The organism is Desulforamulus aeronauticus DSM 10349, assembly GCF_900142375.1.
Classification (GTDB): domain Bacteria; phylum Bacillota; class Desulfotomaculia; order Desulfotomaculales; family Desulfotomaculaceae; genus Desulfotomaculum; species Desulfotomaculum aeronauticum.
On record NZ_FRAR01000014.1, the window covers coordinates 105,799 to 132,234 of the forward strand.

Consider the following 26,436-nt stretch of genomic DNA (forward strand, 5'->3'; position numbering starts at 1 on the left):
CCGCCTCCTATCCAAAAAGCTATGCGGCGATATGTTAAATTATACCATTTGTTAGCGGTTATTCATCCTTCGTTCCAATAGGCTGCGATAAACTCTCATTTCCTCTGCCACTCTAAATAACAACCTCTCTACATCATATCTACTGAGGGACATGTTGGGCGGATCGATAATCTCAATCTTACGAAAATCGTCTCTAGCAATAAACCGTACAACATCCTCTAAGGTTTCTGCCCGCAATAGAAGAATCACCGGGGCATAGGCTACCTCTGAATCGGTAATTTCATCATGCACCATGTAGACTTCTGTGCTCATATCGATATCTTCCACCTGAATGCCCTGGATGGGAACATTCCTAAACACAGCTACCTGCTGTTCCCTAAGATCTTCGGCAGCTTTGTCGCTGGGTTTCCCCCCAAACAAAAAACGCCCAGTTTTGCCGACTCCTTTAAAGTCCATGCGAACTTTAACCTTTAAGGGCCGGTACATAATATCTTCGTTAACTATACTCAAACCTAAAACCTCCCTACCGGTGCCTAACTCTAGAACAATTCTCTCCGGCAGGGAAAAATCCTGCTAAGTCTTACCAACGTATCTTCTGAGATCCACAAATAGAACAGGTATCAAAATATTGATCTGGCTCTTCAAAGGCCGCCTGGGCGTCATCCAAACTGGCTCCCTGACATTCCATGGTTACTAAAGTACCCTGCTCATCAAAATTTCCCAGTAAACCATAGGGTGTGGCGTTAGCCGTATCTGCACTGGGTGAAAATTTAGAACAGGCTAGACTACTATCATTGCCACAGGCAATACAATAAGGCATAGCATACCCTCCGTTTTTGTATGGCTTACCCTATAATATTGCCATAGCTAAGGTATGTTTATGCCTATCATTTTACATTGTCTGGATTATCTGGTTTTGGTTTTGCCAAATTTATTTCTGCTATTTCGACCTTCCGTTTTCCTAGCCTCGGGTTTTTTTCCTATGGCCTTTTTCCCCTGGACACTCCTACTCTCTGATTTTTTACCGTCAACCTTATTTCCTTCGATTTTTCTTCCTTCTAAACCTCTACCTTCATACTTCCCGTTTTCGGGCTTTCTACCTGTCGGGACCTTTGCGAATGTATTTCCTTTCCTTCGGCTGGTAGCCTGAACCACAGCGGGATCTATTTTCCTTCCTACCAGTTCCATTAAGGATGTTAATTCATTAAAATTAAGAGGTCTAAAATCACCCGGCTTTAAATCCCCTAATTCCAACGGGCCAAGGCGGATTCTTCTCAGTCTAAGTACGGGTTGTCCAATACATTCACACATCCGCCTCACTTGGCGGTTGCGCCCTTCATGGATGGAAATTTCCAGCAAAGCCCGACCATCCAAAATATCCACCAATTTTACATCCGCCGGGGCAGTCATCCCGTCTTCCAGCCGCAATCCTTTGGCCATTTCCTCCAACTTACCTGGCTGCGGTATCCCCTCCACCCTGGCACGATACGTTTTCTTAACTTTGTGCTTGGGGTGAGTGAGGGCTTGGGTAAGCTCGCCATCATTCGTTAATAGCAGCAGCCCCTCGGAGTCGTAATCCAACCGCCCCACCGGGTAAACCCTCTCCTGCACACCCTCCAGCAAATCCAATACTGTCTTGCGCCCTCGCTCGTCTTGCAGGGTGGTAACATAACCGCGAGGCTTATTTAAGAGATAATATACTTTTCTTTCTACCGGAGGAAGGGGTTTACCGTTCACCTCTATCTTATCTCGAGAGACCTCTACCTTGGTTCCCAGTTCTTTAACAACTTTCCCATTGACCTTTACCTTGCCACCGCTAATTAATTCTTCCGCATGTCGCCGAGAAGCTACACCAGCCATGGCCAGTACTTTTTGTAACCTTATTTCCATCAATTAAAGTCTCCTTATTTGTCACAAGTCCCTGTCAATATCATTCCCGTCCCTAACGGCACTAAAACATGAGATTACAGATGATTATGGATGCAATTAATGTGGTAAAATCTGCCGCCAAACCGGAAGCCACGGCATAGCGGTATTTCCGAATGCCCACAGACCCAAAATAAAGCGTTAACACATAAAAGGTAGTATCACTGCTACCCTGCATGGTGGAAGCCAACCGACCAATGAAGCTGTCTGGCCCGTGAGTTTTGATTATTTCTGTAGCAATCCCTAAGGCAGCTCCGCCGGATAATGGTCGCATGACTGCATGGGGTAAAATATCAGCGGGGATACCAATCACACTGAGTATCGGGGACAGCCAGGAAGCCAGCAATTCCATGGCTCCCGAGGCCCGAAAAATGCTGACTGCCACCAACATGGCAGTAAGAAAGGGGATGGTCTTAATGGCAGTAGAAAAACCGGTTTCTGCACCTTCTACAAAGGTTTCAAAGACCGGTACCTTTCTTATAAAGGCTAGCAGAGGAATGACCAAAAGCATCACCGGTATGGCCCAACGGGAAATCTGGTTAATTAATTCATACACAGTGCCATCACCACCTATTCCGGTACAGGCCACGCAGCAGCCTATCCGCCAAAATAGCTACCAACATCCCACAGCAAGTAGCAAATACGGTGGTTCCCACAATTTCGGTAGGATTCTGGCTACCATACAACACACGGATACCGATAATGGTGGTGGGTATTAAGGTAATACAGCCGGTATTAATAGCCAAAAAAGTACACATAGCATCAGAAGCTGTATCTGATTGTTTATTTAACTTTTGTAATTCCTGCATAGCAATCAAACCCATTGGTGTGGCTGCATTACCAAGGCCAAGAATATTGGCACTAAGATTCATCACGATAGCTCCCATAGCTGGGTGCTCTTTGGGAACACTGGGAAACAAAAAGGCGGTAACCGGCCTTACCAGTTTAGCCAATGCCTGCACCAATCCGGCGGCCTCTGCCAATTTCATAATGCCAAGCCAAAAGGTAATAATGGCAATCAAGCTGAGGGATGTTTTTACAGCCACCTGTGCCCCATCTAAGGCAGCCTTGGTCACTACTTCGATGTTCCCCTGGGCGCCAGCTACCAGTATACCAAAAACCATCATAAATAACCAAACATAGTTTACCAAAATATCCCCCCCTTGTCCTCTTACTCCAGTATTATGAGGGGGGTTGGCCAATTAGAACTGGATGTCCACCGGCAGGTAAATGCAAAAGGAGGTACCTTCTCCCAGTCGACTTTTAACCTCCATGCGACCGTGATGCCGATCAATAATGGCGTAGGAGATAGACAACCCAAGACCCGTACCTGTGTCCTTGGTAGTATAAAAGGGCGTACCCAGTTTATCTAAATCTTCCTGGGAAATGCCTGGACCATCATCAATTACACGTAGGCATGCTTCTTTATCTTTGTATAGATATTCTGTAACTATGGTGATGGTACCGGAAACCGTAGAGGCTTGTAGAGCATTTTGGCATAAGTTTAATAACACTTGTTTAATTTGACCTATATCAATAACAATGAGCGGTAACTCTTGCAATTTAGTGATTATCTTAACCCCGCGCAAAAATGCCTGTGATTCAAAGATGCGGATAAACTGAATGACTAAGTCATTCAAAGAACACTGCTGCATTTGGGGAGGTTTTGGTCTGGCTAATTGAAGAAAATTGTTAATGAAACTGTCTGCTTGATCAATTTCTTGAATCATAATCTCCATATATTCTTTTAAGGAACTATTTTTGCAATCCATCCTTTCACGAATTAGTTGGGCAAATCCCCGTACCGAGGTAAGGGGGTTGCGAATTTCGTGTGCCACTCCCGCGGCCATCTGGCCAATTACCGCTAATTTTTCCTGTTCTCGTATCCGCGCTTCCTGCCGACGCATTAAGGTTACATCAGTATAAATACCGATAGCTCCTGCTACAGCATTATTCTCGTCCCGAAAAAGGCTGGTATTCACTAAAAGATTGATATCATGATGGCCATTTGTACAGTTACACTCAAGGTTCGTGAAGGGTCTTTCTTCGCGTATAGTACGAACCAGAAAGGATTCGTCACGGGAACATTTAGGAGACCTAAGACAGTGAAATTTCTTACCTACTGCCTCACTGGCCGGGGCATCCCATATTTTTTCAGCTGCTTTATTAAAGAAGGTGACCACACAATCTTTATTTATAATAAGTACCCCCTGGGACATGGCATTAAAAATGATTTCTCGTTGCTGTATAAGCTGACTTAAATTATTGCTGATTTCTTGCAGTTGACTGGCCATTTGTCTTTGGATATATCTAGCCTCCACCGCTTTGGCCGCTGCCACAGTGATGCTGAAAGTGTAGGGACCTTCCATACCACAAGGAACACTAACCTGGATCACAGCGAGCATATTACCCTGCCCATCCAATATGGGGGCACCCACTGAGGTCCATTGTTGAAGTGCTTGTACATAGTGTTCCGCACCAATGACCGTCAGAGGGACGCCGGTGGCTAATACCGAACCGATTGCATTATTACCGACAAACCTTTCGGCAAAACAAGTACCCGGTATGAAATGCATCTTTTGAGCAGAGTCTTGATCGCTATCTACATGGAGGACATAGCCTTCATGGTCTGCCAATAAAATGTAATAGGAGGAACTGTGAGTACATACGGTCTTTTTAATCGTCTCCAAGTGAGGCTCATAGAGAGTAAATAGCTCCTGAATCCTAGCTCTTCTACCCGCTAGCTCCGACTCTGATAGTATATTAAATGACAATTTATGGGGGGCAATACCATACTCTTTCGATCGTTGCCATCCCCTCATGGTTTCTACAAAAACGCTATCTTCATTAATGGGTTCACCATTAACAAATTTTTCCCACTTATGAAACAAAAGTGGTTGGTTTAAACGAGGGATTGAGATTAATCTATCGATCACGGGAAAACCTCCATTACCAAATTATTCTTACATAACTTGGAATTTCAAGTTGCTTCGACAAACACACCAGTTATCCCTTTTTTGGTAACAAAAAAAGTGGGTTTCCCCACTTTTTACCTCTACACAATTGGTTGTGTTCCTGGAGTTTCCGTAGTCGCTGAATTATGACCACATCGGTTAAACATGCTTTGGATCTGATTCAACATCTGAGGTGCTGCATCAATCAATCGATCATACAAAGCATGGTTGTCATCCACTGGTAGCAGACGTATTTGTCCATTGCCAACTACTAAAAAGCCCATAGGTTGCACCGAAACACCTGCACCACTGCCACCACCAAAGGGCCCGTTAGAGGACTCACCATCTTTACTACCACCCATACCATACTCCCCACCGCCGGCAGCAAAACCACATGCCACCCGGGAAATAGGAATAATTACACTGCCATCAGGGGTTTCTACGGGATCACCCACTACTGTATTTACATCAACCATTTCCTTGATACTCTCCATGGCAGTTTTCATTAAACCTTCTATTGGATGCTCTGCCAAGGTAATTCACCCCCCGTCTAAATGCCTTTTTTTCACTTTCAGCAATTATAAAATTTCTATTGATGAAAGTACAAGAAAAACTAAAGCTTCCACTGGCGTCTAAAGACTTGGCGCAAGCCAGGTTTTTCTAACAATAACTTGAAACCTGTAACCATAATATGACCAACTCGAATTTTAAATATGCAATCTAAATAGGTCGTAAAGCCTTCTTTTTTAAAGTTAGGTTCCACCCTAAGTTCCGGTGGCGACCAGCCAGAGGCAATTTTTCGATAAAAAAACGAGGTAGCACCACCCATGAATGCCCAGGCGATGCCAGTTAAAAGCCCTGTAGCTGCTGCATCGGAAGTGCCAATGCCAGTTCGCCAAACAAATCGTTCCAGTCGTAAATGCCGTAAAAAGTTATTTATATGGGTTCTAATTCTTTTTAGATAGGGCCACCACTCTTCAATCATCCGCAGAGCATCCTGAATACTATCAATACTAAATTTACTCGAACGTCCCATCAATTCTTGGGAACTATCTCCACCTGTTTCCAACTCTGTTCGAGTGGTTAGTGATATTTGGGTAAGTTTTTGCTCCAGGACAAGCACCGGAACCTCTATCTTATAATTGATAAATCCCCAGAAAAAAAATTCTAGACTGATCGTGTCGTCATCCTGAGAACGTAAATATTTAAAATGAATCTTAAGCCAAGAACAGAAGACCAAAGCCAGTAACAACACGATAGATGTCAGTGTAATAATTGTTAACAGACTTTGGTCAACTCCTTTCTTGGGGCACTTCTTAGGGGTTAGCCATTGGCCCTTAGCCCAAGTATCGGGCCTACCTCTTCAACATCAATACTCAAAGAGCTAAAGGCTCAAAGGCCAATAGTTTGACCCCTAACCTACAACCCAAGGTTACCTACGGTGCTCCGACAGTTTCTGGCTCAGTGCTGGAACTGGGTAGTAGAGTCACCGGTACCGAAATCATGTCCTTTTCTACGCCGCCTTCACCAACAACAAAAGCTTCAACAGAGGCCTTTTCCTCTTTTACTGGTGAACTAAAGCTAACGGTAGTGTTAAATTTACCATTTTGTATCGACACGGGTTTCTCCGCTAGGGTTGAACCAGTGGCATCCTTTAGGCGAACCCTTACTGTTCCTTCAATTCCATTGGCGGTACCGGATACCTGTAGCGGCCCTTTTACCTGCTGACCCGGTTTAGGGCTATCCAGCTTTAAACCTTTCTCTGCCGGTTGGCTAGTGCCTCCCTGAGGGGGTGCCGGTTTTGCAGGGGTTACGGGTGCCGTGATCGGGGCAGGGGCTTTTTCTTTTTCAATCTCAAAGCCAAGGGCCTTAACAGGGCGATCAATGGTAAAGGCCACCACCAAAGGCTTTTCTGTATCAACCTTTTTCTCTGTGGGAAGGTTAGCTGCCGCCGCCAAATATCGTAGTTTCACATTAACCCAGTCAAAATCATTGGCTGGTATCCGTCGTTCAATCTCGGCAACTTGGATACCTCTGCCAACGGGTAGATTTCTCTGGCTTACCACCACGTAGTTACGATTATCCACCGTAGTCCAGGTAGCAAAGTGACTGTCCTTTAAAGTCTTAGCTAAGCTTTGCACAATTTCCGGTGCCTTATCAAAATCGATAGTCTCAAAGGTTATACTGGAAACATCCGGTACCACAATGGTTTGAGGCTTCGGTTCCGGCTCCGGTTTCTTGGCTGCTGTACAGCCGAAAGAAACTAAGAGTAGTACTGCCAGACCCAAACACAAAAGCCCAGTTAACTTACGCATAAAAGTTCCCTCCAAGTGTTTTTAGTTACTATTGTTAGCAATTTTTGGGGAAATATGCACTATTCGTCAAATTATCTATTCTTGTGGTAAAATTAATAGAAACTATTAACAAAGGTTGCGATTGCCTATGATAACTATCCTTGGCATTTTTCTATTACTGCTTGGTTTAGTCGGTGCCTTCGTTATGCTCCTGTTGGCTATCCGGTCGATGTCTGCCAGCTACCCTATCCAATGTAAAAAGTGCGGCCATTCCCTGGAAATTCCTACCCAGCCTGGGGAGTATTGCTGCCCGTCCTGCGGGGTTCCCCTCGCCAAGGTGGAAGAAAAGTAAACTAAAAAAGAAGTGTCGCAAAAAAATTTTGCAACACTTCTTTTTTAGTTGGCGCAAGCGAATTTTTACTAATTGCATTCCTTATATAATTGAACCATCAAAACTTGGCAAAAATCCCAAAGAGGGATATCTAGATTGGGATGAAATAATAACTTATCCATTCGGTCACCTCCCAAAACTGCGGGACAGGGATTTTGTTTCAAAATCGAAAGATTTTGAATAATGATAAACCGGCCATAGGCAATAAGTGGTTCGTTTGTAAAGTAACCTTTGAAATTGACATATTACTAGGTTGAATTTAGCCGAGGAAATGATACCATAATATTAAGATTCCCTCCTCTGGTTATTAATGGGTTTGTGCGTACTAAACCAATCTGTGATCAGAGGTCAGAAATCCTTTTTCCATTTCAACTTTTTGACTAATTTGTCTTAATTCCAGTAATCATAAGGCTTTCTGGTGTTTGGGATTAATTAAGTGCAAATTTAGGATATATAGTTGAGAGGATTGAAAATGAAACTCACGAAAACAAGAATACGCACGCTCGTCATGGTGTTTGGGATGTTGACCCTCGCGGCTTGTTCAAACAGCACCGCGCCGAGCGGCCAAACGACGCCTCTACCCTCGACGACGGGAGTTGTTGAACAGGCGCAATCGGGAGCATCCGTACCGGATAATCTGGTACAGCCAATACCGGAAGATTTAATAAAAGATTTTGCAGATTCCGTCGAATTTGACAATGAAAAAGGCATATTAAGTTTTACAGTACCAAAAGGGCTTCCTCCCGAATACTCTTTTTCTATCTGGGTCGGCGGTCGTATAAAGATGGGTGATGGCGGCGGCATGAGTGTCCATCCTTTCGGTGCGGAAAGTGAGAACAACAGTTGGGAGGCGGGGAAAACTTACAGCTATGAATTTGAGGAAGATTCGTTTCTTGAAGCCTCAATCGTATTCGACGTTCAAATAAACAGAACCCCCGAAATTTTACACGAAATAGCAATCGGCGTAGATGAAAACGGCAATATCAGTATTTCAAAAATCTTTAGCATACGAAAATAGAGCCATTGTTGTTAAAGAAGCAAAAAATTTAAAAACGTGCCGACAGCTTTGTCTGCAGGAGTGTATGAACAAGGGGACAGGGACCTTGTTTTAGAAACATAATCCCTGTCCCCTTGCTTTTTATTCTTCTATAAACTCCAGTTCTTCTACCAGAAATTCCTCCAGCGGAGGGAGCTCTGTAAGATCCTTTAAGCCAAAATGTTTTAAAAAATCCAAAGTAGTTCCATAGAGAACCGGGCGCCCCGGTCCCTCCCGTCTGCCCTTCTCCTCAATCAAATTTCTTTCCTGTAAGGTACTGATGGGTGAATCTACCTTAACACCTCGGATTAGTTCCAGCTCAGTTTTAGTGATCGGCTGTCGATAAGCAATAATCGCCAACGTTTCAACAGCCGCCCGGGATAGTCCAGTGCCGCTTTTACGATACAGTCGCTCCACATAGGGAGCATATTCCGGCTTGGTAGACATTTGCCAGGTTTCGGCAGTTTCTAGCAGCTTTAGCCCCCCGGGTCTAGCTTCATATTCCTCGGCTAACTCCTGTAGTAATTCTTTGGTATCTTCTAAATCAACTTCCACAATACGCGCCAAGGCTTGTACAGTGAGTGGTTCACTGGCCACAAACAAAAGTGTTTCCAAAGCTGCCTTGGTTTGGTCTTTAAATAAAACCACCAATACTATGCCTCCTCAGTTAACTCCTGAGTACGACGGGAGATGACAATATCACTAAAGGGGTTCCTTTGCTCCACAGAAATTTGACCCGATTTTAGCAGTTCTAACACGGCTAAAAAGGTAACAATCATTTCTGAACGAGTGGTATCTTCGGAAAACATCCTGCTGAAACTCATACCACGAGGGTGGAGCACTAGCAGGGTTAGTAGTTGTCTCATCTTTTCCGGTACCTGAATTTCTTCCCGGGTAATTTCTCCGGGAATTGTCAGGCCAGCCCCCGCCTTTTTTAGTACCTGCTGCAAGGACGCCAACAGGAGATCCAATGTAACCCCTCTCAGGGGGTCCCTGGGGGAAAACAAGTGCTGGTATAACTCCAAAGAATTGTTTCTGGTGTACACCTTACCAGCCTGTCTCTCCTGGGTTTTTAAATAGGATGCTACCTCTTTAAACTTCCTATATTCTAACAACCGCTGTACCAATTCTTCCCGGGGGTCCGGGCCTTCTTCCTCTGCATCTCCCTGACCCTTAGGCGTACGGGGCAACAACATCCTGGCCTTAATGGAAACCAAGGTGGCTGCCATGACTAAAAACTCACTAGCTACATCCATATCAAGATTTTGCATATCTTCAATATAAACCAGATATTGCGCTGTAATCTCCGCAATTGGAATATCGTAGATGTTAATTTGGTCTTTGTCAATTAAGTGCAACAACAGGTCCAGGGGACCTTCGAAGGCGGATAGTTTTACTGCATAGGACATGGTTTCACCTACCCAAATATCGCCGCTCTCACTTCTTCCATAGTCTGTCTTGCCGCTGCACGGGCCTTTTCGTCCCCAGCCCTGAGAATTTCATCAATGTAGCCTTTTTTAGTCAATATTTGTTCCCGACGTTCCCGAATGGGGCTTAACTGGTCTTCTAGGGAACTGGCTAATTGTTTCTTGCAGGCTACACAGCCGATGGAACCGGCCTTGCACTCGGTTTCAATACCTTCCAGCAAATCGGCGTTATAGAGACGGTGGAACTTATGCACCACACAAACCTGTGGGTTGCCGGGATCGGTCTTACGAATGCGAGCAGGATCCGTGACCATTTGGTTAACATTCTTTTTAATCTCTTCTGCGTTAGCTCCAATGGAAATATAGTTATGATAGCTTTTGCTCATTTTGGCTCCGTCAACACCCGGTAAAACAGCCACCTCTTTATTAATAATCCCCTGAGGTTCGGGAAATACCGATTTAAACTGATAGTTAAACCGCCGAGCCACTTCCCTGGTTAATTCAATATGAGGCAGTTGGTCTTCCCCCACCGGTACAGCGTTGGCTCTATAGACCAAAATATCTGCCGCCTGTAACAAGGGATAACCGAGAAAACCGTAGGTATTGATATCCTTACCCATCTCCCCTAGTTTTTGAACTTGGTCTTTATAGGTAGGCACCCGCTCCAACCAGGACAAGGGGGTTACCATAGAAAACATGAGATGTAATTCTGCGTGTTCCAGAACGCTGGATTGACGAAAAATCACACTTTTCTCCGGATCTATGCCTGTAGCTAACCAATCTGCCACCATTTCTATTGTATTGGGATAAACCTCTTTGGCCTCCTCCCAACCAGTGGTAATGGCATGCCAATCCGCGACCATAAAGAAACAGTTATATTCATCCTGCAAACGCACCCAGTTATTGAGTACGCTCTGGTGGCCCAGGTGAAGTCGACCGGTAGGTCTCATGCCGCTTAAAATTATGCCTTTGGTTGCCATTGTTAAAACTCCTTCTGTTTATAGTATTGATACGAACTTTGCCACTGCGTGGAATACCTGAATAACGGGATTAGCAAAGAACGTGATGACTGGTGTTAATAAGCCAAATATTACTAATAATAAAAGAATCGGAAAGCCATAGCGCTCTAAATTATATAACCAACTTTGACTGCCGGGAAGAATACCCGCTAAAATTTTGGAACCATCTAGCATGGGTAGTGGCAGCAAATTAAAAACAGCCAGGTAAATATTAATCACCATAAAGTAATACAAAAGGTACTGGACAACTGGTGAAGTATGAAATATGCCTAGCAAAACTGCCCCCAACAAAGCTAACAACAAATTAGCCAGCGGCCCAGCCAAGGATACCAGCATCATCCCCTGTTTACGGTTATTAAAATAGAATGGATTCACGGGAACTGGTTTGGCCCAGCCAATGGGGCCAAAGAAAATCATGAGAGTACCCAAGGGATCTAGGTGTTTGAGTGGGTTTAACGTAAGTCTTCCTTCCTGATAGGCTGTATTATCACCCAATTTATAAGCCACCATAGCATGCCCATACTCATGGAGGGGTAAAGCCAGCATTATAATTAACACCTTTAAAAGAATTTCTTCCCAAGAAGGAATACCAAACATTATACTTTCTTCCCCTTTGATTTTTTCCCTTGTTTAGCCCGGGCAGCGGGATGTTCCTGACTTACCACTGGTTTTGGTTGTTTCGGCTGAATCTTCGGTGCGTTGTTGTGCTCTAAGTAAGAACGTAGATACTCGATCTCTTCTTCCCGGGTGTTTACCAGGCCATCCAGACGAGCCCGCCAAACAGCGTCTAAGGCTCGCCGATACATGGGACCTGGTTGGAAACCCATCTCCCGAATATCTTTACCATTTACCACCGGTTTATTTTTGTGCACAGATTCCATGACCAAACGAAAACGACGGATAGCATTTTTATCTTCCAACAGGGTCAAGAATAACGGATACGCTTCCCTGGGCAGAGTTTGCACAATTTTCGTTAATTCCGAGAGGGGTACATCCTCCTCGATGGAAAGCCTCTTCAAAGCTACCCGGCCATTGGCAATGGTATCCAAAACCTTATCCGTTTGCCGCCGCCCCAGATTATAGCGCTGGCAAATTTGGTAGGCCGTTTCCTGATTGGATAAATGAAGAATACCCAGAAAATAGGGTAACCATTTTTCGGCAGGCTCAGCCCAACCCCAATTGCGCAGAATCATTAAGGCCTGGGGCATTTCGCTAATTACATATTGCACTTCCCAGAAAGTAATCTTCGGGAAGAGAGAATCCCAAACCCCTAACTCATCGAGACGATCCAGCATATGTTCCGGATCTGCTTCTTCCAAAATACTTTTTAGTTCACCCCACATCCGCTCCGTGGTCAGGCGAGAAACCACCTTCTCCCGCACAGCCTCTTTAATGAGACGGAGGGTTTGGGGTTCAATAGCCATGTCGTAACGCTGCTCAAAGCGGGCAGCCCTGAGGATACGGGTAGGATCTTCAATAAAGCTTAAGTTGTGTAGTACCCGAATGGCTCCGATTTGCAGATCTTCTCGCCCATTAAAGTAATCTACCAACTCACCAAACCGCCCGGGATTTAAAGCCACTGCCATGGCATTAATCGTAAAGTCCCGCCGGTATAAATCGTGTCTTAGGGACGATTGCTCCACCTGGGGCAACGCTGCCGGGTATTCATAATACTCCACCCTGGCGGTAACTACATCCACCCAATAACCATCGGGAAAAACGATCTCTGCCGTGCCGAACTTTTCATGGGCCCGTACCCGACCACCAATCTCTTTGGAAAGTTCATGGGCCATTTCAATGCCATTCCCCTCCACCACCAGATCGACATCTAAATTCTCTACTTTTAACAGAACATCCCGTACCAAACCACCCACAGCATAAACCTCATAATCCAACCGCTCTGCCACTTGACCGGCTTTACTTAAAAGACTCATAATACGGCCTGGCAGAACTCGTTGCATATCTGGTTTAATGTTGGTGATTTTAGTACTGGTTTTGTCTGTGTAGGTGGTGGAATAACGTCCTTGAAATCCTTCATGTAAGGTTTGCAAAACATCGGTGCGGGAAACAATACCAATGACTAGGTCTCCCTCCACCACCGGCAGCCTGCCAATATCTCTTTCGATCATTAAATCTTGTACATCATGGATGTTCATATCTTTGTTGACGGTGACCACGTTAACGGTCATATATCCTTTCACAGGTGCATGACCTAAACCGTGATGTGTTGCCTTCTCTACATCCCGCCGGGAAATAACCCCCACCAGCTTACCGTCTTTAATTACCGGTAAGCCGGTGTGTCCATAACGAAGCATAATTTTACCCGCTTCTTCAATGGTGGTCTCCGGGAAAACCATCTTCACCGGGCTTGACATAATATCCTGCACCGTCAGGGTTGGCCTAATCATACTATTAACTAGCTCTAGCAACCGTCCGGCTACTTCTTCCACAGTTTGACCTTTAACGGTTGCCGAAGCTGCCGCCGGGTGACCACCACCGCCAAACTGTTCCATAATCTCTTTACAATTAACCTCCGCAAGGGCACAGCGTCCCACCAGGTGTACTCGGTCTTCCATCTCCACTACAGCAAAAACCGCATCGGTTCGCTCAATCTCAGACAATTTATGGGTTAGCAAAGCTAAACCACCAACAAATTCATCTACACTGCCCCGAGCTATGAGAACTTTGGTTCCGTTAATCTGGTGGTGTTCTGCGGTAACCAAAAGTTTCTTCAACAGAGCTTTTTGATCCTGGGTTAAGGGACGGCCCAGGAAGTCCGCTACCACTGCCAGACTGGCACCCTGCTCCAACAGGAAGGCGGCTGCACGAATGTCTCTGGGGGTGGTGCTGGTAAAAACTAAACACCCGGTATCTTCATAGATCCCCAACATCATAATGGTAGCTTCCAGTGGTGTAATTTCCAATCCCTTAGCTCGAATTTTTTCAATTAATAGGGTGGTGGCAGCCCCCATGGGTTCCACCACTTCCACTTTGCCACAAACATCCCCTTCTGCTCGGGGATGGTGGTCATAGATATGTACTTCCACCTCGGGACGATCAAAAAGTTCCTTTAATTTTGATACCCGTCCAGGGCTTTTGGTATCTACCATAATCAGCCGTTTTACTTTATGAATGTTAATGTCCTTAATCATGCGAACGTTTTTCAAAGTGTCCTTGTGCAGGGCTAAAAATTCTTCTACATTGCGGGACAATTTTCCTGGAAAAATCAGTTCGGCCCCTGGATATAGCTTTTGGGCTGCCACCATGGAAGCCAAGCCATCCAGGTCTGTATTTACGTGTGTGGTAATAATCTCCAACCTTTTGCACCCCCAACAAGGAAACTTATGTTAAATACTCTCAGTATAGCATATAATATTTATTTTAGAAAAGCGCGGGTAAAAACAAAAGCACCATGACAAAAGCGGTTTCGATATTGACGACCATTTTGTTGAGGTCAACAAAAAGCTGCCTCCTGCTTGAATTATTAATGCATGAGACAGCTTTCAAAATTCATGTCTTGACAACGAGGGGCATTATCAAACTGATTATTTATAAATTTTGTGATACTCAGAAAGAACGTACTTTTCAATTCTTCTTAATTCTTTAGATAACTCATCGGGAGGCATATTTAATAATAAAGCAATTTCTTTTATAGAATGGGCCTTATTGTTAATAAAACCCATTCTTAACTTAAAAATGTAAAAATCTTCATTATTTAAATTCGATGCAATCTGTAATACTTTTTCCCAATCATAATTATTTTCCATCTATAAAACTTCTTTCTTACTAAAAATAATATTATCTATAATCCATTTGTTATTTTCTTTATATAAAGAAATAACCATCAATGTTTTGAAATCGGCTGTTGATTTAATATCGGTAATTATGCGCCTACTCACCAAAGATATTTGAGCTTTTTTTCCATCTGTTTTAATGTCATTAATCCTATCTATATAACCTTTTGATATAACCTTGTTTTCTTTTATATACTGAATATTATATTTAATGTCATTTAAATATAATATTCTTTGCATATCTTTCGAAAAAAATTCCATGCCTTCTTTTCCGGAGTAGTTTTCCCAAGAATAATTATTACATACAAACATTACCTTTTCTATATGTTTTCTAAGTATGTATTTTTCATAAGTGTTTGGACCTAACTGAAAAATCAGTAGGTCCAAACCTAGAATTAGCAAGTTATTATTCAAAGTAAGTACTATTAGAATAATCAGTTGTAGAATTTGCAGAAGGTGTTACATTTGGACTATAATATGACCCGGTGGCTTTACAACGCCAGTACCCCCAAGATGCTGCTTTTATATAACTTGGTGTAGATCTTTGATATCCTGAACCTCGAACAGTTTCATTCCTTACTTCTGTAATCCAAGAGCCTCCTGTCGGAGAACCATATTGTAAATCCGCAGATATATTAAGCTCTTGGACTGATATATTTGTTGTAATAGATGCAGAATAAACATTACTACCTTTTGTTATACTATGGTTTGCTTTAACAGCACATACAAATGGTACTGCAGCTTGGGCTGAGTCTTGGGATTCAATACTTCCTTCTAATACAGTAGAGTCTTCATCAATGTTAACCTCTTTCAAATTAACGCTTAATGAATCATTTTTCATTTGTTCATTTACATCTACATCTAAATTCACTACATCACTATTAGCAAAAGCAACCGTGTTAGCTGCTACTAATAGTACAATCAACAATACCATGATTGGAGTTTTGATTTAACCTTATTTCACCATTATTCAGTAACATATTTTGGCATATAAACTACTCTTCTTTCTTGTTTTCTTCTAGATAATATAATTTGTGTAATTGCCTCAGGTGATTTTTTTAGCGAGTTCCTAGGCTTTAAAAGTACACTACATCTCGTAGTAATGAGTGTCCACTCTTCTCCGTTTTCGTCTATTTCCTTTTTAACATAGTATCTTGTAATCTGAAATTTAGATTTTGGCTGTTGATACTTAGTTGAATAAACCGAAAACACTTCCTTTTTTATCAGGCATATCATCGAAGACTTACAAACATGTCGTTTTATGACCATGTTATTGATTTTTATTTAACCTGACTAAGCAATATCTTACACTCAGAATTTTTCAACATAAATTATCCCAAATATTTCGACAATATTCTGTTGTTTTGCAATTGCTAATTTAAAATATAGATAACTTAGAGAATCACCTCTTTGAAATCTAGATAAATTAGGATGTGATTTGGTTTCAAAATAATTTCTTCTTTTTTCGACAAAAGTTTTTATATGTTGAAGAAGTTATGTTTAGACCTTTAAGGTTGATAAATATAAACCCTTCAAAAACAAAAGCACCCGCTAGGGGTGCCTGGGACTACTATTTACAGCTAAATAGGAAATTTTGTGGTTGTCATTGTTTATCTTTAATAATGACAAGCCCGGGACAATTAAACCGACGTAGCTAACCTTACCACTGAGCTGCGTAAACGCTCAGGAAGCAGATCATGACGAAGTAAATCAGCATAGTCTTCCCGCCGCACAATCAAATCGGCCTTGCCTTCTTGTACTAACACCATGGCCGGACGTGGTAACCGATTGTAATTCATGGACATAGAATAGTTATAGGCCCCTGTGCTGAACACTGCCACAATATCTCCGGTTTTTACTACCGGCAGCTCAATATCCCAAATCAGCATATCCCCGGATTCACAGCACTTGCCCGCGATAGACACCTTTTCTATCAATTCTCCCCGCATACGATTGGCCACGCAGGCTTCGTACTTCGATTTGTAGAGTGCCGGGCGGGGATTATCTACCATTCCCCCATCCACGGAAACATATTTTCGAATGTCGGGGATATCTTTGATAGAACCTACCGTGTAGAGAGTGATTCCAGCGGGACCTGCAATAGAACGTCCCGGTTCTACCATTACTTTTGGTACCGGTACATTGTATTCTGCCGCTTTGTCCTTAACTGCGGCTAGTAAGATATCCGCATATTCTTTGATAGAGCGGGGTTGATCACCTTGAAAATAATAAATACCAAAACCGCCGCCTAAGTTAAGTTCTTTAACCAAAACCCCAGTCTGCCGGTATGCTTCCTGAACAAAATTCATCATCACATCGGCTGCATGGACATAGGATTCCAGCTCAAATATTTGGGAACCAATATGACAATGGAAACCTTTCAGGACAATATTGTCCAGTTGCAGACAGCTTTTTACGGCTTCCATAGCCATGCCGTTTTCAATAACGAAACCAAATTTAGAATCAATTTGACCGGTTTTAATATACTCATGGGTGTGAGCTTCAACACCGGGACTTAAACGGAGCATGATGTGGGCTTTCACATTCATTTCTCCGGCAAGGGCGTTTAATAACGTTAATTCATGAAGATTATCCACCACCATACGGCCAACCCGATATTCCAGGGCTAAACGGAGTTCCTCGCGGGATTTGTTATTACCGTGAAAATAAACCCGCTGCATGGGGAAACGAGCCTTGGCTGCGGTATATAGTTCACCACCGGAAACCACATCCAAACTCAGTCCTTCCTGTTCAACCATCGTGCAAATGGCTAAATTGATTAGAGTTTTGCTAGCATAAATCACTTCCGCACCATATTCTTTTGTAAAAGCTTGATAATAAGCACGGCAGTTCTGTCTGAAAAGTGTTTCATCAATAACATAAAGAGGGGTGCCAAATTTACTGGCTAACTCAACTGTATCACAACTGCCTATTTCCAGGTGATTCTTTTCATTCACTTTGATGGTACCCTGTAAATTCATATATTACTCCTCCCAAACTATTATACGCCCCCTATGGTTAAAACTGTCACAGCTCACCGTCTTCCTTATATTGGTAAATTGCTGTGAAAATTATTGTCTGAGAAAAAATAAGGTCAAGTATACAGCTTATTAGAATGCTGTATACTTGACCCTAAAAAAAATAATAACTGCCGCCTGATGGACGGCAGTCTAATTTTATTCGGTTTTTTCACTGGCTTCTACATGATCTTGGGTCCGTCTGGAGTTCCGCTTTTTGGTCGCCTTGGTTCCCGGGGCAACCTCACCTGGCTTTCCGTATTTGGCCCAGACCTCTTCCAGTTCTGCGGGAGACAATACATAATCGCGAACTCTGTTGTCTGACATACAAAGCACCCCTCCCAATTTTAATCCATTAGACAATTAATTATATACTACTCCGAATAGCTCTTCAACCGGCAATAAATGGTATTTTAACGTTCTTTATGTTTATCAGGAGTGAAGGAGGTAATGGCCACACCGATCAGGATCATAGCACCGCCAATGAAAAAGTTATTCTCCAGCACCTCATGGAGAACGAGCCAACCCAAGATAGAACCAAGAACGGGTTGTACAAAGAAAAAAACTGCCGCCGAGGAAGCATCCATTAATTCAAAACCTTTATTCCAGAAATAAAAAGCTCCGGCAGTTGAAACTACCCCCAGGTAAAGAATGCCTACCCAAACAAGGTGATTGGCAAAGGGAGTGACAGGTAATCTGGTTATTTCCCAGAGTGCTAAGGGAAGGGTAAAAATAACGCCAAAGATAGCAGCATAGAGAGTAACAGTTAGTGAGGAATATTTTTGGGTGGCAATTTTACCGAGCACCGAATACAGGGCCCAACTCACCGCTGCCAACACCAAGAATAAATTACCCAGCAAACTACCTTGAGTCAAATCTCCTGAGCCAATACCAATCACCACAGCCACACCTGCGGAAGCTACTAACAAAGAGAGCAATTTAGCTAAGGTTATTTTTTCTTTTAATAAAAGTATCCCAAACAAGACGATAAAAGCCGGAGAAGCAGAGGTGATAACGGCTCCCATATGGGCCGAGGACAACCAGGTCCCTGCAAATTGGGCACTGATGGACACCGTATAACCAATGAACCCGAGCCAAGCCATAAGCTTGAGGTCTGCCCTGGCTACCGCCGGGTATTCTTTCACTTTAAAAATGGCCCCCAATACTGCCACTGCAACGATAAATCTAAAAACCACCAAGGTTAAGGGTGGTACATAGTCCAAGACATACTTACTTACCACATACATGCCGCCCCAGATTCCGGCAGCTAAAGATAAATAAAATGCCCCTTTTAATTTATCCATCTACAAATTTCCCCATTTTCCCAAATTAATCATGTGATTAAAGACACCTTCCTACACAGTGCAGGAAGGTGTCTTTGCATTTGTAGGCAGGGAGCCTAAACCACATGTCCCGCTATTTAAGTAAAGAATCCATTTTTTAGCCTGGGTCACTCGTTTTTCTAAGTTATGCACCAGGGGAAGTAACTCTTCATTAGTATAACTACCCTGGGGACGTTGTTGAAACACATCCCATAAAACTTTTTCGATTTGGTCAGCGCTATATCCTAAGGCCTGCATAGAAAGCATAGCCCTTTCAATTCTCCACCACAATTCCTGGCGGTCCACTACCATGGCTTCGTCCCTACCCCTCTAAGGAGATTTATAACTCTTCTCAGCTAATGATTATATTATACATAATTTTCGCTGATAGTTAAATATTTTCAGAAAAAGGCGGGACGATTTATTTTGTTTTCTCACTTTCAGGAGTATAAAATTTCTTTTGACGAAAGTATAAACTAATTCTGTTCCTTCAAATCCTTCATACTAAGTGCAACCCTTTGTCTTTCTAAGTCTACGGAAAGAACCCGCACCTGTACCACATCTCCTACGGAAACAACATCCAGCGGATGACGGAAACGGCGGTCACTTAGCTCTGAACGATGAACCATACCGTCATTCTTCAAGCCAATATCAACAAATACTCCAAAATCCACAACATTCCGCACAGTGCCTTTTAGTTCGATACCCGGTTGTAAGTCTTCAATCTTTAATATATCCGTACGGAATAAGGGGGCCGGCAAATCTTCCCTGGGGTCTCTGCCAGGTCGCAAGAGCCCGTCAATAATATCTTTCAAAGTGGGAATACCGACATTGAGCTTAACAGCCATTTCTTCCGGCTTAATTTCGTTAAGTCTCTCTTTCATTTTGGTGCTCCCAATATCACCTTCGGCGCAGCCAATTTCATTTAACAATTGTTTGACTGCGGGATACGACTCTGGATGAATACCTGTTTTATCTAGCGGGTTGGTGCCCTCTAAGATGCGTAAAAAACCCACACTTTGCTCAAATGCCTTGGGGCCTAAGCGCGGTACCTTCTTAAGTTGTGACCGCTCGCTAAATTTGCCGTTTTGTTCCCTGTACTGCACAATATTATTAGCCACGGTGCCATTAATACCGGAAACATAAGACAACAAAGCAGGCGATGCAGTGTTTAAATCCACTCCCACCAGATTCACCGCCGACTCTACCACCCCGGTTAAACTTTCTTCCAGTCTCTTAGCAGCCACATCGTGCTGGTATTGCCCTACACCAATGGATCTGGGTTCAATTTTAACCAGTTCTGCCAAAGGATCTTGCATTCTCCTGGCAATGGAAGCAGCACTGCGCTGAGCCACATCCAGTCCTGGAAATTCCTTGGCAGCCAATTCGGATGCCGAGTAAACACTGGCTCCGGCCTCGTTGACAATAATATATTTTACCTGTTGCCAGCCTTGTTCTTTGATAACATTGGCGACAAATTGTTCGGTTTCCCGGGAGGCAGTGCCATTACCAATGGTAATGATATCAATATTGTATTGGTGAACCAGCCGTTCTACCACTCGCTGGGCCTCTGCTACCTTGTTCACTGGGGGGGTGGGATAAATAACTCCCACTTCCAAAAGCTTACCGGTGATATCCACCACCGCCCATTTACAGCCGGTACGATAGGCTGGATCTAACCCCAGAACCATCTTATCCTTCACTGGGGGCTGCAGGAGGAGCTGCCGTAAGTTTTGGGAAAAGACCTTAATAGCCTGTTCTTCTGCTGTCTCGGTAAGTTGATTACGAATATCTCTTTCCACCGTCGGTGCCAATAGCCTGCGATAGCCGTCTTTGATGGCGTCCTGTAAAATATCGGGAACTCCGCAACGGGGTGAAATCCATTTTTTGTTAAGATGTTCGAGAATGGTTTCTTCCGCAGCCTCAATGTTTACTTTCAGAATATCTTCTTTTTCACCCCGGTTAATGGCAAGAATTCGATGCGGTGGTGCTAACTTAACAACCTCCCGATGGTCATAATACATCCGGTAAACGCCCCGTTGGTCCGCTTCCTGATTTTTCACTCCGGTTCTTAACTCACCCCGGTTATAGGTAAATTGCCTTACCCAGCCACGGGTATCCGGGTCATCTGAAACCATTTCCGCAACTATATCCATGGCTCCCTGTAAAGCTTCCTCGGGGGTATTAACACCCTTCTCTGGATTTACATAACTACTGGCCTCTTGCAAAGCTTGGCTGCCATAGGGAGCCTTAAACAACCACTGTGCCAACGGCTCCAGTCCCTTCTCCCGGGCTACACTGGCCCTGGTCTTACGCTTGGGCCGATAGGGTTGATATAAGTCTTCTACCGCCGTAATGGTTTCTGCAGAGAGAATTTTTTCCCTTAATTCCTCCGTTAATTTCCCCTGTTCCTCGATGGAATGGATGACTTCTTCCTTCCGTTTGGCTAGATTCCGCAAGGAAGTTACTCTTTCGGAAATCTTACGAATTTGTACTTCATCCAATTCACCGGTCATTTCTTTCCGGTAACGGGCAATAAAGGGGATGGTGTTTCCTTCATCTAATAACTTGGCAGTTGTCAGAACCTGCCGTTCTCTAAGTCCTAGTTCCCGGGTAATTTGTTGGATAATCTGGTTGTCCTGTTGTGTCAATCTTAATTCCCCTATCTATATGGTTTATAGAATATTTTCGACGTGTTAGTACCAGCCTCCTCCAGTAGAGGAACCAAAAAGGTTTTTTTCCATAATGTGTATTAGAAAAAATAATGGGAGGGATCTCTATGTTTTGTTTTACCTATTTAAGTAACATTGAGTGTGGTTTAAGGGAATTGACTTTTTGGACTGAAATTAGTAGTCAACACCCCTCGTTTCTGCAAAACGTAGCCAAGTGTCTGAATTTAACCATACCTTCTACCCTGGTCGCCGGCCTAAACAGGATGCAGCAGTGCTTTACCGCCCTCAACCAGGAAGCGCAACGATTATTAAATATGGCAGGGAATCACGGTAATAATATGATGTATAACTACCCCTTAGCCCAGGAAACCGGCCGCTTAATGCAGCAGTTTTTGCAATATGACCAGGAGTTTATTGATATTCTGCAGCAGCTTATGCGCATCGGCCAAAACCAGCCGGTCTGGCAAACGCTGGTAAGCCATATTCTTCATGAACAGCAATATATGTATAGACTGGTAACTACCTTGTGTCAACAGATTTTTCAAGCTGGCACCCAGCAACCGGGTATGCAGCCTAACATGACCCCTGGTATGCTCGGGAATAGCTATTAATAGAATAAAATGCCCGTCTTGGCAGGCGGGCATTTTACTTGGTAAAATTCTTTCTTTTTTCTTTTAACCTCTTATGCTCAGATAGCTGCTTCCCTTGCTGCCAGAGCCGTGGCCCATTTACCGCAACGATCGCCCCAGCGTGCAATCACTTGTCCTGACTCAGCCATTTCAATAACTTCGCAAAGGTTAGGGCATCCGTCACACTCAAAGGAGCCTGCTTTGTATTCCCTATCTGCCACACTAAAGCCCTTAAACCGAGTAGGTACTCCCCTGGACACAGCTTCCTTTGCCAGTAAAGCAGCTCCTACAGCACCCATAACATTAAAATATTTCGGTATTTGCACTTCTATCCCCAGGGCTCTTTCAAAGGCTTTTCTCATCCCTACATTGGCTGCCACACCACCTTGAAAAACCACTGGTCCTAGAATCTCTTTGCCTTTACCAACGTTATTGAGATAATTGCGTACCAAGGCTTCACACAAACCGGCTAAAATATCCTCCAGGTTAAAACCCATTTGTTGTTTATGAATCATATCTGATTCGGCAAAAACTGCACAGCGACCGGCAATACGAACTGGTGCATTGCCTTTTAAAGCAAGATCCCCAAATTCCTCTATAGCAATGTTCAGACGGCTCGCCTGCTGATCCAAAAAGCTACCTGTTCCAGCAGCACAAACTGTATTCATGGCAAAATCCGCTACCACTCCATCACGCAGAATAATAATTTTACTGTCTTGTCCGCCAATTTCCAAAACAGTTTGCACCCCCGGTACTAGGTGAGAGGCTGCCACTGCGTGGGCAGTAATTTCATTCTTGATGGCATCGGCACCTGCCACAATACCCGTTAGCTGTCGTCCACTGCCGGTAGTACCCACACCTTTGACCAGGGTATTAGCGGGCAGCTGCGACCGCATTTGTTTTAAGCCACGCTGCACCGTGACCACAGGCTGGCCATTGGTGCGCAGATACAAACTTTCCAATACATGGGTATCTTCATCCATAAAAACAATATTGGTACTTACTGACCCAACATCAATGCCAAGGTATCCTTTCACTAGGAAGTTAGAGCCTCCTTCTGTTCATGTTTTCTCTGCAGTAGGTCTATAAAGGCCTCCAGGCGAGTGATCAAGCCGGCTTCCCCGGAATGTTCATCCATGATTAAGGTCATGATCGGCATACCGGTGTTTTCGCTTACCTTCGGTAAGATGCTTTGCGCTACAATTTCCGGCATACAGGTAAAGGGAAGTACTTGGATCGCCCCGGCAAAGCCCTGCTGGGCATACCAAACTGCTGATCCCACAGTCTCCTCACCATGGCCTCCCACAAAATGATTTAAATAGGGAGAGGCTACTTTTTTGAAACGATCGCTACTGGGAAGGTTACGAACCACCCCCATAAACAAATGATCGTTAATCCATTGGCTTAACATCATGGCCCGCTCCACTTCTACACCAAGATAGCCTAGGTGCCGTTCAATATTTACATTAGAGTAGGGCTCCAACAAGGTGTAAATTTCTCCAATTAAGGCTACTTTAAGAGCCGGACGTCCCCGATCTGCCGGGACGGCAGCCATAACCTCTTTAGCCTGCGCCAGAGCTCGGGTTAAGGCCGTAGGAGTTGCTGCCTCATTAACCAGATCAATAGATTTTTCTAAGGCCCGGTCTGTGGTACCTTTCACCAACTCCCTGGGACGAATTTGGTAAGATAAATTTTCTATTTCATCCACCGCCTTGGCTTTTAAAAAGCCAAAGCGTAAAGCTTTAATCACTTGCAGCCAGGGACGGTTACCTGTGATCTTGCGAATGCGTCCCAGCAGCTCACCAATGTGCTTCTCCGGTGGCTCCATTACCACCAGATTGTAATCAATCTTTAAATCCTTGAGAATCTCATTTTCCACATAGGCATAGTAACCAAATCGGCAAGGTCCACAACCACCGGCCATCATAATGGTATCTGCCCCCAGTTCCCTTGCTTCGATAAAATTACCAATGTTCAGTTTAAGGGGTAAGCAAGCGAATTCTGGTGAGTGTTTAACTCCAAGGTTTAATGTTCTCTTACTGCAGGGAGGTGGCACTACCACATCAATTCCCAGGTACTCCAGCATTCCTTTCAGAGATACATACATATAGCCCATGTGCGGGAAGGTTACCTTCATACTGCTTGCCTCCTCCAGCGAACCATATCTAGAAAGGCTTCCAAACGAGTTACTACTCCGGCCTCTCCGGTATGTTCATCCAGATTTATGTTCATGAAAGGAACTTTCCTGTCTCGCCGAATAAACCTTTCAATTAACTCTCCGGTCATTGAATCCGGCCCACAGGCAAAGGCAGCCACATGAATGATACCATCCACAGCATTTGTATCATGAAGAGTAAGAGCACCGCCGGTCATTCTTCTGGACAGTGTCCAAAAAAGTTTTTTCGGTAATCTCTTAACTCCCTGGCTAACCATCTGTTCGGTCAGATTATCTGCAGTAATCACTTTGACTCCTGACTTTCTTAAGCGGCTAATTAGGTTCATACTGATAAAGGGATCATAAATATTATAGGGGTGACCAATCACTGCCACTTTGAGGTCGGTTTCTGCTAAAGCTTTAGGCTTTTTGCCAGCCAAAACGGCCACGGCTTCATCCGGTAGGTGACCCTGCTCCAATAGCTTGGTATACCTGATATGGATAGGCAAGGAGCGTTGATAAGCAAGCCAGGATTTTACTGCCCCTTTATTAAAGTGAACCCCTACCTCACGGGTAAACCGGTGAATGTCCTGCTGCTTCTTCCTGACATTAATAGCAGTATCGATTACCGTTGGCAGACCCGGTACATTTTGTTTTACCATATCGGGAAAACCCAAAAACTTAGGACAAATATATTCTCCTTGAGCCACACTGACCATCCTGGGTAAAAAAATAGCATCTACTTTTTTATCCACTAAATTTTTCACATGACCAAAGGCAAGTTTAATCGGCAAACAAGCTTCATCTACACAATGCTCTACACCACGGGTGAGAATACCCTTGGTGGTTAGATCGGAAACAACAACTTCCGCCCCTAATCGTTGTAAAAAATCTTGCCACAGGGGAAAGTAATAGTAATAAAGCAACGCCCTCGGAATACCTACCCGAATCGGCACGTTATCTCCTCCTCTAAAGAAAAACTTCCATTACTAGATTTTTTATCATCCGAAAGTTAAACTGCACACCCACAGCTAGTATGGGCAAATTTTTCATTATCTATGCTATTTTAGAGAAATCTTGGTATAATGAATTGAGAATATATCACTTTTAAAAACAGATACTGTATTAGGGGGTTGGTTTATGAGTTGCAGCACTTGTTCTTCCGGAAGCATGGGAGGTATTTCTGTCGGTGGTGGCGGTGAAAATGTTACGGAATTAAAAAAAGTTATCGGGATAGAGCAAGCGAATAAATTGCTCGGTGAGGGACACTTCTTTGTCAGTATGTATTTTAATGAAGCTAAACAGGAAGAGGTTTATATTTTAGGCAGCCTGAAACCTATTAAACAGGAAAGAAAGCCCATTGGGTTTATACCGAGAGATTAAATTTTTAGTTTGCCCTTATGCATATCGGAAAGTTTTATACTTTCCGATATGCCAAAAAAGCAAGGCCAGGGATGTCCTGGCCTTGCTGCAGGCTGTTGAGAAAGCCAATGATAGTAGATATTTAAAGATAAGTAGTCCTAAACCATGAAAATCAAAGGTTTAGGGCTGTTTTTATGGTATAATGGAAGAAAATGCAAGATTGTAGGTGGTAAAAATACTAACCTCAAATGACAAGACTCAAAGCAGTTTTGAATTTGTTTGTATTGAAGAATTAGTTCCTCAAAACCATTTACTACGAAGGATAGATAAGTACATAGATTTTTCGTTTATTAGAGAAAAAGTGCAGCCTTATTATTGTTCTGATAATGGTCGCCCCTCTATTGATCCTGTTGTATTATTCAAGATGATTCTGATTGG

General features: G+C 43.6%; 30 protein-coding genes. 5 read left to right on the plus strand and 25 right to left on the minus strand.

The window, feature by feature from the left end; all coding sequences use genetic code 11:
- Positions 1-51: 51 nt before the first annotated feature.
- The 9 genes from BUA78_RS09745 to BUA78_RS09785 form a co-directional block, all read right to left on the minus strand.
- Complete coding sequence (locus BUA78_RS09745) at positions 52-510, minus strand: hypothetical protein (protein ID WP_072913815.1); 459 nt, start codon at positions 508-510, stop codon at positions 52-54.
- 70 nt (positions 511-580) lie between these two features.
- On the minus strand, positions 581-820 hold the full coding sequence (locus BUA78_RS09750) for a hypothetical protein (RefSeq protein ID WP_072913817.1): 240 nt from the start codon (positions 818-820) through the stop codon (positions 581-583).
- 86 nt (positions 821-906) lie between these two features.
- The gene (locus tag BUA78_RS09755; protein WP_084082369.1) at positions 907-1,890 is read right to left on the minus strand and encodes a pseudouridine synthase; all 984 of its coding nucleotides are present in this window, start codon (positions 1,888-1,890) and stop codon (positions 907-909) included.
- A gap of 61 nt (positions 1,891-1,951) precedes the next feature.
- Positions 1,952-2,482: a spore maturation protein gene (locus BUA78_RS09760; RefSeq protein ID WP_072913818.1), complete on the minus strand. Its 531-nt coding sequence runs from the start codon at positions 2,480-2,482 to the stop codon at positions 1,952-1,954.
- Between the two features lie 7 nt (positions 2,483-2,489).
- Complete coding sequence (locus BUA78_RS09765; RefSeq protein WP_072913820.1) at positions 2,490-3,077, minus strand: nucleoside recognition domain-containing protein; 588 nt, start codon at positions 3,075-3,077, stop codon at positions 2,490-2,492.
- A gap of 51 nt (positions 3,078-3,128) precedes the next feature.
- Entirely contained in the window at positions 3,129-4,862 is a 1,734-nt protein-coding gene (locus tag BUA78_RS09770) for an ATP-binding protein (RefSeq protein ID WP_072913821.1), read from the minus strand.
- A 119-nt stretch (positions 4,863-4,981) separates the two neighbouring features.
- On the minus strand, positions 4,982-5,413 hold the full coding sequence (gene ytfJ / locus BUA78_RS09775) for a GerW family sporulation protein (RefSeq protein WP_072913823.1): 432 nt from the start codon (positions 5,411-5,413) through the stop codon (positions 4,982-4,984).
- Positions 5,414-5,493: 80 nt separating this feature from the next.
- Positions 5,494-6,003, minus strand: a complete 510-nt coding sequence (locus BUA78_RS09780; protein WP_238456787.1) for a DUF2953 domain-containing protein — start codon at positions 6,001-6,003, stop codon at positions 5,494-5,496.
- A gap of 313 nt (positions 6,004-6,316) precedes the next feature.
- Positions 6,317-7,195, minus strand: coding sequence for a Gmad2 immunoglobulin-like domain-containing protein (locus BUA78_RS09785; protein ID WP_072913824.1), 879 nt, complete (start codon positions 7,193-7,195; stop codon positions 6,317-6,319).
- A gap of 127 nt (positions 7,196-7,322) precedes the next feature.
- Between BUA78_RS09785 and BUA78_RS09790 the strand changes: the two genes are divergently transcribed.
- Positions 7,323-7,526, plus strand: coding sequence for a hypothetical protein (locus tag BUA78_RS09790; RefSeq protein WP_072913826.1), 204 nt, complete (start codon positions 7,323-7,325; stop codon positions 7,524-7,526).
- Between the two features lie 511 nt (positions 7,527-8,037).
- The gene (locus BUA78_RS09795; protein WP_072913827.1) at positions 8,038-8,583 is read left to right on the plus strand and encodes a hypothetical protein; all 546 of its coding nucleotides are present in this window, start codon (positions 8,038-8,040) and stop codon (positions 8,581-8,583) included.
- 120 nt (positions 8,584-8,703) lie between these two features.
- On the opposite strand, the gene scpB is transcribed toward BUA78_RS09795, so the two are convergent.
- The 13 genes from scpB to BUA78_RS09860 all read right to left on the minus strand — a co-directional run bounded on the left by scpB (position 8,704) and on the right by BUA78_RS09860 (position 21,810).
- Positions 8,704-9,252: an SMC-Scp complex subunit ScpB gene (gene scpB / locus BUA78_RS09800; protein WP_072913829.1), complete on the minus strand. Its 549-nt coding sequence runs from the start codon at positions 9,250-9,252 to the stop codon at positions 8,704-8,706.
- Between the two features lie 2 nt (positions 9,253-9,254).
- Complete coding sequence (locus BUA78_RS09805; protein WP_072913830.1) at positions 9,255-10,010, minus strand: segregation and condensation protein A; 756 nt, start codon at positions 10,008-10,010, stop codon at positions 9,255-9,257.
- 8 nt (positions 10,011-10,018) lie between these two features.
- Complete coding sequence (gene trpS / locus BUA78_RS09810) at positions 10,019-11,008, minus strand: tryptophan--tRNA ligase (RefSeq protein ID WP_072913832.1); 990 nt, start codon at positions 11,006-11,008, stop codon at positions 10,019-10,021.
- Positions 11,009-11,026: 18 nt separating this feature from the next.
- The gene (locus tag BUA78_RS09815) at positions 11,027-11,644 is read right to left on the minus strand and encodes a site-2 protease family protein (protein ID WP_072913834.1); all 618 of its coding nucleotides are present in this window, start codon (positions 11,642-11,644) and stop codon (positions 11,027-11,029) included.
- A complete protein-coding gene (locus tag BUA78_RS09820; RefSeq protein WP_072913836.1) occupies positions 11,644-14,364 on the minus strand; it encodes a CBS domain-containing protein in 2,721 nt (906 codons plus the stop codon). The genes BUA78_RS09815 and BUA78_RS09820 overlap by 1 nt, the downstream gene beginning before the upstream one ends.
- A 228-nt stretch (positions 14,365-14,592) precedes the next feature.
- Positions 14,593-14,814 (minus strand): hypothetical protein, encoded by a 222-nt coding sequence (locus BUA78_RS09825; RefSeq protein ID WP_072913838.1) that lies wholly within the window; start codon positions 14,812-14,814, stop codon positions 14,593-14,595.
- Complete coding sequence (locus BUA78_RS09830) at positions 14,815-15,255, minus strand: hypothetical protein (protein ID WP_072913840.1); 441 nt, start codon at positions 15,253-15,255, stop codon at positions 14,815-14,817. It lies immediately after the preceding gene.
- A complete protein-coding gene (locus BUA78_RS09835; RefSeq protein WP_139257317.1) occupies positions 15,248-15,766 on the minus strand; it encodes a hypothetical protein in 519 nt (172 codons plus the stop codon). The genes BUA78_RS09830 and BUA78_RS09835 overlap by 8 nt, the downstream gene beginning before the upstream one ends.
- Positions 15,767-16,481: 715 nt before the next feature.
- Positions 16,482-17,822 (minus strand): diaminopimelate decarboxylase, encoded by a 1,341-nt coding sequence (lysA, locus tag BUA78_RS09840; protein ID WP_072913844.1) that lies wholly within the window; start codon positions 17,820-17,822, stop codon positions 16,482-16,484.
- Positions 17,823-18,017: 195 nt separating this feature from the next.
- On the minus strand, positions 18,018-18,185 hold the full coding sequence (locus BUA78_RS09845) for a spore protein P (RefSeq protein WP_072913846.1): 168 nt from the start codon (positions 18,183-18,185) through the stop codon (positions 18,018-18,020).
- 86 nt (positions 18,186-18,271) lie between these two features.
- On the minus strand, positions 18,272-19,162 hold the full coding sequence (locus BUA78_RS09850; protein WP_072913849.1) for a DMT family transporter: 891 nt from the start codon (positions 19,160-19,162) through the stop codon (positions 18,272-18,274).
- Positions 19,163-19,213: 51 nt separating this feature from the next.
- Complete coding sequence (locus tag BUA78_RS09855) at positions 19,214-19,492, minus strand: hypothetical protein (protein ID WP_072913851.1); 279 nt, start codon at positions 19,490-19,492, stop codon at positions 19,214-19,216.
- Positions 19,493-19,656: 164 nt separating this feature from the next.
- Positions 19,657-21,810 carry a Tex family protein gene (locus BUA78_RS09860; protein WP_072913891.1) on the minus strand — a complete coding sequence of 718 codons (2,154 nt, stop codon included), beginning with the start codon at positions 21,808-21,810 and terminating at the stop codon, positions 19,657-19,659.
- Positions 21,811-21,959: 149 nt separating this feature from the next.
- Between BUA78_RS09860 and BUA78_RS09865 the strand changes: the two genes are divergently transcribed.
- Positions 21,960-22,463, plus strand: a complete 504-nt coding sequence (locus tag BUA78_RS09865) for a DUF2935 domain-containing protein (RefSeq protein ID WP_072913853.1) — start codon at positions 21,960-21,962, stop codon at positions 22,461-22,463.
- Between the two features lie 77 nt (positions 22,464-22,540).
- On the opposite strand, the gene BUA78_RS09870 is transcribed toward BUA78_RS09865, so the two are convergent.
- From BUA78_RS09870 to BUA78_RS09880, 3 genes are read right to left on the minus strand one after another with little or no spacing between them, the layout of a single operon-like run.
- Entirely contained in the window at positions 22,541-23,518 is a 978-nt protein-coding gene (locus BUA78_RS09870) for an acyl-CoA dehydratase activase (protein WP_072913855.1), read from the minus strand.
- Positions 23,518-24,618 carry a CoA protein activase gene (locus BUA78_RS09875; protein ID WP_072913858.1) on the minus strand — a complete coding sequence of 367 codons (1,101 nt, stop codon included), beginning with the start codon at positions 24,616-24,618 and terminating at the stop codon, positions 23,518-23,520. Before BUA78_RS09875 ends, BUA78_RS09870 begins: the two co-directional genes overlap by 1 nt.
- Positions 24,615-25,592, minus strand: a complete 978-nt coding sequence (locus tag BUA78_RS09880) for an acyl-CoA dehydratase activase-related protein (protein ID WP_072913861.1) — start codon at positions 25,590-25,592, stop codon at positions 24,615-24,617. Before BUA78_RS09880 ends, BUA78_RS09875 begins: the two co-directional genes overlap by 4 nt.
- A gap of 184 nt (positions 25,593-25,776) precedes the next feature.
- Between BUA78_RS09880 and BUA78_RS09885 the strand changes: the two genes are divergently transcribed.
- Positions 25,777-26,019, plus strand: coding sequence for a hypothetical protein (locus tag BUA78_RS09885; protein WP_072913863.1), 243 nt, complete (start codon positions 25,777-25,779; stop codon positions 26,017-26,019).
- Between the two features lie 214 nt (positions 26,020-26,233).
- Positions 26,234-26,436 (plus strand): transposase (locus BUA78_RS09890; RefSeq protein WP_476580463.1); only part of this gene is annotated, 203 nt, incomplete at its 3' end.